Annotated in this window: 10 protein-coding genes and 1 pseudogene; 6 read left to right on the forward strand and 5 right to left on the reverse strand. The window is 66.3% G+C overall.

Annotation, left to right across the window (positions count from 1 at the left end):
* Window positions 1-111: 111 nt before the first annotated feature.
* The 4 genes and pseudogenes from EO170_RS13720 to EO170_RS13735 all read right to left on the reverse strand — a co-directional run bounded on the left by EO170_RS13720 (window position 112) and on the right by EO170_RS13735 (window position 4048).
* Window positions 112-810, reverse strand: coding sequence for a DUF1349 domain-containing protein (locus EO170_RS13720; protein WP_126945699.1), 699 nt, complete (start codon window positions 808-810; stop codon window positions 112-114).
* A gap of 134 nt (window positions 811-944) precedes the next feature.
* Entirely contained in the window at window positions 945-1865 is a 921-nt protein-coding gene (locus EO170_RS13725; RefSeq protein ID WP_126945702.1) for a M14 family metallocarboxypeptidase, read from the reverse strand.
* A 461-nt stretch (window positions 1866-2326) separates the two neighbouring features.
* On the reverse strand, window positions 2327-2584 hold the full coding sequence (locus EO170_RS13730; protein WP_024940389.1) for a KGG domain-containing protein: 258 nt from the start codon (window positions 2582-2584) through the stop codon (window positions 2327-2329).
* A gap of 328 nt (window positions 2585-2912) precedes the next feature.
* A pseudogene (locus EO170_RS13735) lies at window positions 2913-4048 on the reverse strand (NAD(P)/FAD-dependent oxidoreductase).
* 234 nt (window positions 4049-4282) lie between these two features.
* On the opposite strand from EO170_RS13735, the gene EO170_RS13740 reads away from it, so the two are divergent.
* The 6 genes from EO170_RS13740 to EO170_RS13765 are packed head-to-tail and all read left to right on the forward strand — an operon-like array spanning window position 4283 to window position 10296.
* Complete coding sequence (locus tag EO170_RS13740) at window positions 4283-5467, forward strand: glycosyltransferase (RefSeq protein WP_119128761.1); 1185 nt, start codon at window positions 4283-4285, stop codon at window positions 5465-5467.
* Window positions 5468-5519: 52 nt separating this feature from the next.
* Complete coding sequence (gene rfbF / locus EO170_RS13745) at window positions 5520-6293, forward strand: glucose-1-phosphate cytidylyltransferase (RefSeq protein WP_126945705.1); 774 nt, start codon at window positions 5520-5522, stop codon at window positions 6291-6293.
* A 4-nt stretch (window positions 6294-6297) separates the two neighbouring features.
* The gene (locus tag EO170_RS13750; RefSeq protein WP_119131977.1) at window positions 6298-7347 is read left to right on the forward strand and encodes an SDR family oxidoreductase; all 1050 of its coding nucleotides are present in this window, start codon (window positions 6298-6300) and stop codon (window positions 7345-7347) included.
* Window positions 7344-7925, forward strand: coding sequence for a dTDP-4-dehydrorhamnose 3,5-epimerase (gene rfbC / locus EO170_RS13755; protein ID WP_126945708.1), 582 nt, complete (start codon window positions 7344-7346; stop codon window positions 7923-7925). Before EO170_RS13750 ends, rfbC begins: the two co-directional genes overlap by 4 nt.
* Entirely contained in the window at window positions 7922-9223 is a 1302-nt protein-coding gene (locus tag EO170_RS13760; protein WP_126945711.1) for an SAF domain-containing protein, read from the forward strand. Before rfbC ends, EO170_RS13760 begins: the two co-directional genes overlap by 4 nt.
* 44 nt (window positions 9224-9267) lie before the next feature.
* Complete coding sequence (locus EO170_RS13765) at window positions 9268-10296, forward strand: acyltransferase (RefSeq protein ID WP_126945714.1); 1029 nt, start codon at window positions 9268-9270, stop codon at window positions 10294-10296.
* A gap of 56 nt (window positions 10297-10352) precedes the next feature.
* Here EO170_RS13765 and cobA read toward each other — a convergent pair whose 3' ends face one another.
* Window positions 10353-11099, reverse strand: coding sequence for a uroporphyrinogen-III C-methyltransferase (gene cobA / locus EO170_RS13770; RefSeq protein ID WP_206514018.1), 747 nt, complete (start codon window positions 11097-11099; stop codon window positions 10353-10355).
* Window positions 11100-11159 lie beyond the last annotated feature (60 nt).

Here is an 11159-nt window from a genome sequence, read left to right on the forward strand (position 1 = left end):
GGCGCGCCATGCGCGCGCATCTGCAGTGATCGATGCGCGCAGTACCGCCCTCGCCTCCTGCAGTGAGACACGTGGCAACGCAGCGGCGCATGCTGCGTTGCCACGCGGCGATCAACTCAGATCGTGCAGGTCCTTGCCCAGCGGCGGACCAAGCGTCCAGTCGGAAAAACGCACCTTCAGCCCGGCACGCTCCGGGGTGCAGCACATCGGCCCGACCTGATATGCCTCGGCAACGGGAAACGGGCAAAGCCTCAGCAGCGGCCAGGTCTTTCCATCGGCCGATACCTGCAGACGCAGGACGCCGTCGGCAACGGTGGCGCGGATCCAGAAATCCTTGGGGTCGCCCTCGTAGGGGCCGGTCGCCCAATCGGAGACAGGGTTGGTCAACACGCTGCTGAGCATCGCACGGCCATCGCTGAGCTCGATGCCCGCCTTGACCCAATGCTGCTCGTCCACGCGCACCATGATGCCGGCCTGATCGTAGAGCGACTCGTATTGCGCGCGCACCCGCAGCTGTGCAGTGAAGCGCGCCGCGGCGGTGAGGCCGAGAAAATGCCCGCTATCGCGGGTAAACCCGTAATGCGTCTTGCGCCAGAAATCGGTGGCCTTGTCGGTGACCACATCCAGTGTGCCGCCGTCGATCGCGACGGTGCGTGGCCGATTGAGCCAGCTGCCATCCTGCCACTGCGTGTGCTGTGCCATCGTGTTCTCCGTGTTGGGTTGCCTGGCAAGCACGCCGCCGCTGATGGCCATTCCCATCGCGCCGCCCAGCAGGCGTCTGCGTGCACTGTCTATCGCATCGTGGGTCATCCAGTGTCTTCCATGCATTTGACGAACTGCATAGTCTAGCCGCGCAGTGGGTCAACGCGCATGCGCTTGCGCAGCGGTGCAGATGCTGACGTTGCCGTGGCGGCAGCTCCGATGCGCGCTGCCGGCCCGTGCTGTCAGTGATGTGCGAGCGCGTAGTCCAACGCCGCGCAGATGGCCGCCACCTGCGCGGCATTGCACTGCGCAGGTGTCGCGCGTGGGCTGTCCGGATACACCTCGGTGGTGGTGCGATACCGTGCGCCGGTGACGCCTGCGCACAACCCCAGACGCCGCACCGGGTAATTGATGACGCCATGCGCGACCACCGCTGCACCGATGATCTGGCCGTTTGCATCGGCAGGTGCGATATGGGTGACCTCGGCGACGGCGGCAATGATTGCCTGCTGAAACTGCGGTTGCGGATCTTCGCTGTCGCCCACCAGGTAGAAGCCATCGGGAATGCTGCCAGGCACGAAGTCGACGCCGTCACGTGCGGCCAGGGCCGGGCGAAATTCGCTTTCGTCGCTGTCGGTGGTTTCGTGCAGGTCGATGTGCACCAGCGCCTGCCCGGCCACTGCGGCGACCAGCTGCATCAATGCCGCCGACTCGGCGGCCGGGCTGTCCGGGCGAAACGCACGATTGGGGTCGATGGCATCGGCATTCCAGCGCTGGACCCGCTCGTAGCCCCACGGATTGACACAGGGCGCCACCAGCAGATTGAGCTTGCCTGCGTAGGCTGCGGCACGGTGCTGCAGGAATTGCAGCGCACCTTGCACGCCGCTGGTTTCGTAGCCATGCACGCCACCGGTCACCAGCGCCCACGGCAACGCGGCGTCCCAGCCGGCGCTGCGCAGCGCAATCAGCGGAAAGTGCTCGGACGCCGCCTGGATCGTTCCATAAGGCACGCGCTCGAGGCTGGCATCCAGCGCATCGATCACCTGCACCACATCCGTCGCATGACTGCGCTGACGCAGCTGGCGTGCCCGCCATGCGGCGCGCTCTGCATCGCCCCAGGGTTGCCTTGCGGTGCCGATCGGATACGCCATGCGCTCTGTCATTCCAGGTGCCATCCAATGAAAAGACGGCCAGGGTAAGCGCTTCACGCTGGGTGGTCCATTCGGCGGCTGGCGCGATGCCCATGGCCCGCAAGGCCGAGTCCGGTTGCAGGCCGGCGCTGCTGGAAATTCTGCAGCGGATGCAAATCCTGCATTCGCTTGGGAAAACACAGTAGGCAATTGCGAAATATTTCCCTGCAATCGATAGCGTGCGCACGGCAATCAGTGAAAAAACTTCCGACACCCCGGTGATGCATTGCACATCAACATCTGCGTCACGTCTGGAACAACTCAAGCAAGGCGAAAGTCGTCGAAGACCCCGCGCAGCTGCAATCGATTGTTCACGCCTTTCTGGTGACCTGGCGGCCACGTCCGCAAAACGATGCAGGCCCCGCACGTCGCGTGCAGGGCCTGCGGTCCCGCTGCAGCAAGAACGGCGCGCCGGAGGCGCGCCGCACTCTTGCCTAGACGGCCTCTTCCTGAGGTTTGGCCTGCTTGGAACGCCCCCCCTTGCTGCCGATCCGCGACATGTGATCGCGATCGCGGCTCACGGCCTGGCCGCCCTTGCGGCCCGCTTCGCGTGCTTCGTCGCTGGTGAATTCGTGCGCATTGCCACTGGCATGCGCTGCCTTGCCGCCACTGCTCGCCAACACGCGGCGTTTTTCAGGATCCAATGCGGCAAAACCGCGCCGGCTACGCGTACTGCTTTGTCCGTCTTCCACTGTGCCTCCTCTCGATGCGTCGATCACGCCACTGGTAGGGGGGATAACGCAACTATCGTGCCAACACGTAAAGCCAGGCGAGGCGGTGCACGGCCGCACGTTGCAGGAAAAAACAGCTGCGCTCGCTGTGCAAATCTTGCACTCCCGGTAATGGCTGGCCGACGCGTCGCAGGCCAAATGTGGATAGCGCTACCAGTGCGCCGGCGCGCGCGCCTCATCGCGCCGATGCTGCCCGGCACCATCTCGGCATGCAGCATCGTCGGAGCATCGATGTCCTCGCTTGCCCAAGGAACCAGCAAGCCGGAATCAACGCCAGGGCGCGGCGACGTCAGGCCGGCAGCGCGGGAACGGTGCGCCCGGCAGCCAGCAATGCGGCCACATGCCGCGCGATGCTCAGGCAACAGGTCAGGCCTGGCGACTCGATGCCGAACAGGTTCACCAGGCCGGCGATGCCGTGCATGGACGGACCATCGATACGGAAGTCGACCGCCGCCTCGCCTGGTGCGCTGATCTTCGGGCGGACGCCGCAATAGCCGGGCTGCAACGCGCCGTCCGGCAGGCCAGGCCAGGCCAGTAACGCCGGATCGCTGCGGCAAACCGCGCGGCATGGCCTGGCGCGCAGTGATAGTCGGGCTGCGCGACCCACTCCACGTCGGGGCCGAAGCGCGCACGCCCGTGCAGATCCAGCGTGAGATGCACACCCAGGCCACCGGGTTCGGGCATGGGGTAGATCAACTGCTGGAATGGCGAGCGCCCTGCCAGCGTGAAGTAACTGCCCTTGGCGAAATAGCCGCGCACCTGCGCATGCGCTGGCAGGCCATCGATCCGCGCGGCCAGCGGCGGTGCACCATGACCTGCTGCGTTCACCAGCCAGGCACAGGACAGCCGTGCCGATGGCTGACCTGCGACGGTCACGCGCAGCCCTTGCGCAAGCGGCTCGACCTGGTCGACGTGCGCACGCAGCGCCACGGTGGCTCCATGCGCTTCGGCATCGCCCTGCAACGCCAGCATCAGCGCATGGCTGTCGATGATGCCGGTGGTGGTGGACTCCAGCGCCGCGACGCAGCGCAGGGCCGGCTCGCGCGCCTGCATGTGTGCCGCGTCGAGCGGCAGCAACCCGTGCGCGCCGCTGGCAATGGCGCTACGGTGCAGCCGATCAAGCTGCTCGCGCTGGCCGTGGTCGCAGGCGATGATCAATTTGCCGCAGCGCCGATGCGGCACGTGGCGCTGCTGGCAGTACGCGTACAACAGTGCATTGCCACTGATGCACAACCGCGCCTTCAACGAACCGGCCGGATAGTAGAGCCCGGCATGGATCACCTCGCTATTGCGTGCGCTGGTCCCGGTGCCGATGGCGGCTTCGGATTCCAGCACCAACACCTCGTGCCCCCGCATCGCCAGCTCGCGCGCAATTGCCAGCCCCACCACTCCGGCACCTATCACGATGCACTCGACGTCTTGCATGGCCGTTCTCACACGAGGGTCGATCAGTCTATCCGCCTACTAGAACGCACAGGATTGTTGTGATTGCCATCACTTTTTTCTCACAAACCAACCCTATATTCGGCTCGACATATGACGTAAATCACGTTACTCGACGCTACAGACGTTTCCCGCATTTGCGGTGTGCATTCTTCCCCCTACCCGAGCGCGCGCTGTCGCGTCCGGTTCGAAGCTGCAATCACCGAAGGAGTTTGAATGGACGCAACGCGTTCGGTCCTGCTTGCCTCCAATTACGAGGCATGGCCAGAGGCCTTCAATGGGCAGGCGTATGCGTTGCTCAACGTGATCCGCAGCCTGGAACACGCGCAGTTGCTGTGTCCGCCCGCGGCCGAGTACACCCGCGGACGCGGCGTCAATCCCGGCGTGTCGTATCTGCTCAACGAACTCACACACCGTGGCGTGTCTGCGCTGCAACGGCTGAGCGGGCGGCCTGCGCTGTCCAACGCACAGCCCCGGGTGGTCGAACAGGACCATGACCTGTTCTTCTACGTGTGCCAGTTCCCCAGGGAATTGGGCACACTGGCCCGCATCAAGGGATGGCGCGAGCGCTGCCGTACCCGCGTGGTGTATCTGCTGGAAACCTGGCCGGAATTGCTGGACTCGCAGAAGGCCGAGTTGAAACTGCTGGACCAGTTCGACCATGTCTTCGTGCTCAACGCCAGTTGCGTCGATGCGCTGCGCCGCTACACCAGCACCCCGGTGTCGTTTCTGGCCAGCGCCTGCGACACACTGCTGGCGACGCCACTGCCGCGGCCGCCACAGCGCTGCATCGATGTGGTTAGCATCGGCCGGCGCATGCCGCAGGTGCATGCGCACTTGCTGGCACATGCACAGGCCAACCCCGATTTCTTCTATCTGCACGATGTGCTGCGCGGCGGCGCGGTGCAGGACTGGGCGGCACATCGGCTGCAGTCGGCCGCCATGATCAAGCGCGCCAAGTTCTTCATGGCGCACGACTTCGTGGTCGACACCCAGGGGTTCTTCAAAGGTGTGAAAAAACAGGCACTGGCAACACGCTATTTCGAAGGTGCCGCCGGCGGCGCGGTGATCCTCGGCTCCGCGCAGGCATGTCCGGAATTTGCCCAGTATTTCGATTGGGAAGACGCCGTGATCGAGCTGCCGGCCGATGGCGCGGAGATCGGCCCGTTCCTGCGCGATCTGGAGCAGCAGACCGAGCGCCTGGAGCGTGCCCGTCTGCACAACGCCGTGCAGTGCCTGCGACGGCACGACTGGGCACACCGGTGGGCGCAGATCCTGCAGACGCTGCAGTTGCCGCCCCCGCCGCTGATGGCCGAGCGCCTTGCCATGCTCGACAACCTGGCCACGATGGCCGAACAGGCCGCCTGCCCGCCGGCGATCGCGCTGAGCATGACCGCCTAGCGCCTTATCGCACTGCGCCGCGACCAGCGGCGCCTCAGTTCAAGGATCAGCAATGAAAGCAGTCATTCTGGCAGGCGGCCTGGGAACGCGCATTTCCGAGGAAACCGCCATCCGCCCCAAGCCGATGGTGGAGATCGGCGGCAAGCCGATCCTCTGGCACATCATGAAGATCTACGCGCACCACGGCATCCAGGATTTCATCGTCTGCCTGGGCTACCGCGGTGAGGTGATCAAGGATTTCTTCATGAATTACCACATGCGCGAATCCGACGTCACCTGCGACCTCGGCAGCAACACCACCACCTTGCACAACACCCGCGCCGAGCCCTGGCGCGTGACGCTGATCGATACCGGCGCACAGACCATGACCGGCGGCCGGTTGCGCCGCGTGCGCGAACATCTGCGCGAGGAGGCCGCGTTCTGCATGACCTATGGCGATGGCGTGGCCGATGTGGACATCACTGCCGCCATCGCGCTGCACCAGCGCGAAGGCCGCATGGCCACGGTCACCGCCGTGCAACCGCCCGGCCGCTTTGGCGCCCTGCGGGTGGAAGGCGAGCAGGTCACCGGATTCCGCGAGAAGCCGCTGGATGGCGATGGCCTGATCAACGGCGGTTTCTTCGTGCTCGATCCGCGCGTGATCGACGTGATCGAGGGCGATGCCACCGTGTGGGAGAACAGCCCGCTGGAAACGCTGGTCGATCGCGACGAGCTGAGCGTGTATCGCCACGACGGCTTCTGGCAACCGATGGACACGCTACGCGACCGCAATCATCTCGAAACCCTCTGGTCGTCCAATCGCGCGCCCTGGCGCGTGTGGGAGTAACAACATGCGTATTCTGATCACCGGCAACATGGGCTACATCGGCCCGGTCGTGGCCGCACATTTGCGTCAGCGCTATCCGCAGGCCTGGTTGGTGGGGCTGGATCGCGGCTGGTTCGCGCACTGCCTGTCCGACCCACGCCGCCTGCCGGAAGTGGTGCTGGACCAGCAATGGTTCGGCGACGTGCGCGATCTCACTGCGCAGCAGTTGCAGGGCTTCGACGCGGTGGTGCACCTGGCGGCGATCTCCAACGATGCGATGGGCAAGCGTTTCGAGCTGGTCACCGATGCGATCAACTGCCGCGCCAGCGTGGCGGTGGCGCAGGCGGCCGCGCAGGCCGGCGTGGGGCACTTCGTGTTCGCCTCCAGCTGCAGCGTGTATGGCGCCGCCGCCGATGGCACGCCACGGTCGGAAACCAGCGCCATCGCACCGCTGACGGCGTATGCGCATTCCAAGATCGATACCGAGCGTGCGCTCGCACAGCTGGACACCGACATGGTGATCACCTGCCTGCGCTTTGCCACCGCCTGCGGTGCCTCGCCGCGTCTGCGGCTGGATCTGGTGCTCAACGATTTCGTCGCCAGCGCGGTGGCCAACGGCACCGTGGAGGTGTTGTCCGATGGCTCGCCCTGGCGGCCGTTGATCCATGTGCGCGACATGGCGCGCGCCATCGACTGGGCAGTGAGCCGTACGCCCGCGGCCGGCGGGCAGTTCCTGTTCGTCAATGCCGGGTCGGAGCGATGGAACGTGCAGATCCGCGATCTGGCCCATGCAGTCGGCGTGGCGATTCCCAGTGCGCACGTTGCAATCTCCACCAGCGCGCCGACCGACAACCGCTCCTATCGCGTGGACTTCTCCCTGTTCGAACGCCTGGCGCCGGAACATCAGCCGCAGGAAACCCTGCGTTCGACCATCACCGAGCTGCGCGACGACCTGCAGCGTGCCGGGTTCAACGATGGCGACTTCCGCCAGCGGTCGGACTTCATTCGTCTGCGCATCCTGCAGCAGCTGGTCGACACAGGCGCCCTGGCACCGGATCTGAGGGTGGCGGCATGATCTTCCACCCCACCCCGCTGGCAGGCGCGTTCGTGGTCGAGCCGCAGCAGCGTGGCGATGAACGCGGCTGGTTCGCACGCGTGTTCTGCACCCAGGAGATGGCGCAGGCCGGCCTGGTCGATCAGTTCGTGCAGGTCAACAACTCGTTCAATGCGCAGGCCGGCACCCTGCGCGGCATGCATTACCAACTGCCGCCCGCCGCCGAGGTCAAGATCGTGCGCTGCATCCGTGGCGCACTATGGGATGCGATCGTGGACCTGCGCCCGGATTCACGCACGTATCTGCAGTGGTACGGCATTGAATTGACTGCCGACAATCGCCTGGCCCTCTACGTGCCGCGCGGCTTTGCGCATGGCTTCATCACCCTGCAGCCGCAGACCGAGGCGTTGTATTTCGCCAGTGCGATGTACACGCCGCAGGCCGAGCGCGGCTTGCGCTGGAACGATCCGCGCCTGGGCGTGCAGTGGCCGCTCGAACCACAGCTGGTGTCCGACAAGGATGCCGCCTGGCCGGACTTCAACGAACACCAACACGGCATCCCCACCCTTGCCGGACTCACCCAGCGGGAGCGCGCATGAACATCGATCGTCTATTGCAGGCCCGTGCTGTCGAAGGCCGCCCATTGCGTGTCGGCCTGTACGGCGCCGGCTTCATGGCACGCGGCATCGTCAACCAGATCACGCACTCGGTGCCGGGCATGCGGGTGTCGGCGATCTGCAACCGCAGCGTGGACAAGGCACTGGAGGCCTACCGCCAGGCCGGCCAGCACGCGCGCGTGGTGGATGGCGCCGGCGAGTTGAAGCGCCAGATCGCTGCCGGCATTCCTGCGGTGACCGACGACCCCGCACTGCTCTACGAATGCGATGGGCTGGATTGCCTGATCGATGCCACCGGAGCCATCGACTACGGCGCGCGCATCAGCCTGGGCGCCATCGCCCATGGTCGCCACATGGTCACGATGAATGCCGAACTCGACGGCACCGTCGGCCCGCTGCTCAAACGCAAGGCCGACGCGGCCGGGGTGATCTTCAGCGCCTGCGATGGCGACCAGCCCGGCGTGCAGATGAACCTGTACCGGTTCGTACGCTCGATTGGTCTGACGCCGCTGCTGTGCGGCAATATCAAGGGCCTGCAGGACCCGTATCGCACACCGGCCACACAGGCCGGTTTCGCCGCGAAGTGGGGCCAGGACCCGCATATGGTCACCAGTTTTGCCGACGGCACCAAGATCAGCTTCGAGCAGGCGATCGTGGCCAATGGCACCGGCATGTCGATCCTGCAGCGCGGCATGACCGGCCATGAGCATCGCGCACATGTCGACGAACTGACCCGGCGCTACGACATCGAGGCCCTGCGTGCGGTCGGAGGGGCGGTGGATTACGTGGTCGGCGCCCTGCCCTCGCCCGGCGTGTTCGTGCTGGCCAGCCACGACGATGCCAGGCAGCAGCATTACCTCAATCTCTACAAGCTCGGCGAAGGTCCGCTGTACAGCTTCTACACGCCGTACCACCTGTGCCACTTCGAGGTGCCGCTGTCGGTGGCGCGGGTGGTGCTGCTGGGCGATGCAGTGCTGCAACCCCTGGGCGCGCCGCTGGTGGAAGTGATTGCCACCGCCAAGCGCGACCTGGCCATCGGCGAAACCATCGACGGGCTCGGCGGCTACATGAGCTACGGCCAGTGCGAGCGCGCCGACGTCACCGCAAACGCAAGGCTGCTGCCGATGGGCGTGGCCGAAGGCTGTGTGCTCCGCCATGCGGTGCCCAAGGACCAGGTGCTGACCTACGACGACGTGCAGTTGCCGGCCAATCGCCTGATCGATCGCCTGCGTGCCGAGCAGGCCAGCGTCTTCGCCGACGCTGCGGAACTGGCTGCCTGAGCGCGCAGACAGCGGCCTGCGGCCGCGTGCCGATGCCGCAGCCGATGGCCGTGCTGCCTGCCCGTCCCACCATCGGCGTGCTGCAGGCCGGGCGTGCGCTGGCCGCCACGATGGTGGTGCTCAGCCACAGCGTGCTGCCCACCACGCACCTGGTGCAGCCGTTACCGGCATGGCTGGCCGCGGCGCTGGCGCACGGCTACCTGGGCGTGGATTTCTTCTTCGTGCTGTCGGGTTTCATCATCTACTACGTCAACCATGCCGGTGCGGACACGCCGGGCTGGAGCCGCGATTACGCCGGCAGCCGTCTCAGCCGCATCTATCTGCCGTACTGGCCGGTGGGGATCGCGCTGGCGCTGGCCTATACGCTGCGGCCCAGCCTGGATGATGGCGACACCGGCTGGTCATGGCTTGCCACGCTGACCCTGCTGCCGGTCGGCGGGCAGTCTGCATTGGGCGTGGCGTGGACGCTGGGCTACGAGCTGGTGTTCTACGCACTGGCGTGGCTGTTCTTCCGCAGCGGGCATCCGCTGCGCTGCGCGCTGCTCTGGGCGGGCCTGACGCTGCTGCATGCCGCCGTTGGCGCGCCGTTCGCGCAGCCGGTGGAGCTGTCCTGGCGGGCGTTGCTGCTGCATCCCATCACGCTGGAATTCGTGTTCGGCATGCTGGCGGCACGCGCGGTCTTGAGCGCTGCACCGTGGATGGTGTGGGTCAGCCATGCAGTTGCGGTGGTCGCGTCCGCGTGCTTCGTGCTCGATGGCATGCAACGCGTGCATTCGCCGCTGTTCGGCCTGGCGCTCGCCGGCGCAGTGGTCGGCCTGGTGCGCGCGGAGTGGCGTGGCTGGCTACGTATCGGCCCGGTGCTGCTGTTGCTCGGCAATGCGTCGTATGCGATCTACCTGGTGCACATGCCGCTGATGTCGCTGGTGGCACGCACCACGCGGCGGATGGGGCCGCTGGCCACCTGGCCGGTGAACCTGCTGCTCAGCGTGGGCGCCGCACTGCTGCTCGGCGTGCTCTATCACCTGTGCTACGAGCGCATCGCGTTGCGGCATGCGCGCCGCCTTCTGCGTTGAAGCGTCACGATGCCGCCGCGCGTGGATTGGCGCGCGCGGCGGTCCGCAGGTCGCGCTCAGCCCACCGCCTGCTCCAGCACCCTGCCGGCGCGATCGTCGCACTGCGCTGCCGCCTCGGATAAGGCAGCGCCCACCAGCAGCAGGGTCGGCAAGCCGGGCAGCATTGCCGCAGCGGTAATCCCCAGCTCGCCCAGCGTGGTGAGCCGGCGTTGCTGCTCGGGCCGGGTGACGGCCTGCACGATGGCCGCCGGCGTGCTGGCCGGCAGATGCACCAGCAAGGCGCTGGCCAAGGCCTCGGCACGCCGCAGGCCCATGTAGATGCCCAGCGTCGTGCCGCTGGCGGCCAGTGCGCCCCAGTTCGGTGCGCCGTGATCGTGCGTATGCGCGGTGACGAACGTGATGCCATGGCAATGGCTGCGATGGGTCAGCGACACCTCCAGCGCGGATGCCGCGGCGAATGCGGCACTGACGCCGTTGATGATCTGCACGCCCACTCCGGCGCGGCGCAGGAAGCTGATCTCCTCGCCGGCGCGCCCGAACAGCAGCGCATCGCCGCCTTTGACGCGCACCACGCGCAGGCCCTGCAAGGCGTAGCGCCGCATCAGCCGGCAGATGAAATCCTGCGGCGTCGAGCGGCAACCACCACGCTTGCCGACCCGGATCACCCGCGCCTGTGGCGCGAGGTCGACGATCTGCGGGTTGGCCAGATCGTCCAGCAGCACCACTTGCGCGGCCGCCAGCGCCTTGACCGCCTTGACGGTGAGCAGGTCCAGATCGCCGGGGCCGGCGGACAACAACACCACATCACGTACGCAGGAAGGAAGGACTGACATGAGAAGGTCTCGCAGGATGTGAGGTCAGGA

The organism is Xanthomonas sp. BRIP62409 (assembly GCF_003992965.1).
Taxonomy (GTDB): domain Bacteria; phylum Pseudomonadota; class Gammaproteobacteria; order Xanthomonadales; family Xanthomonadaceae; genus Xanthomonas; species Xanthomonas euroxanthea.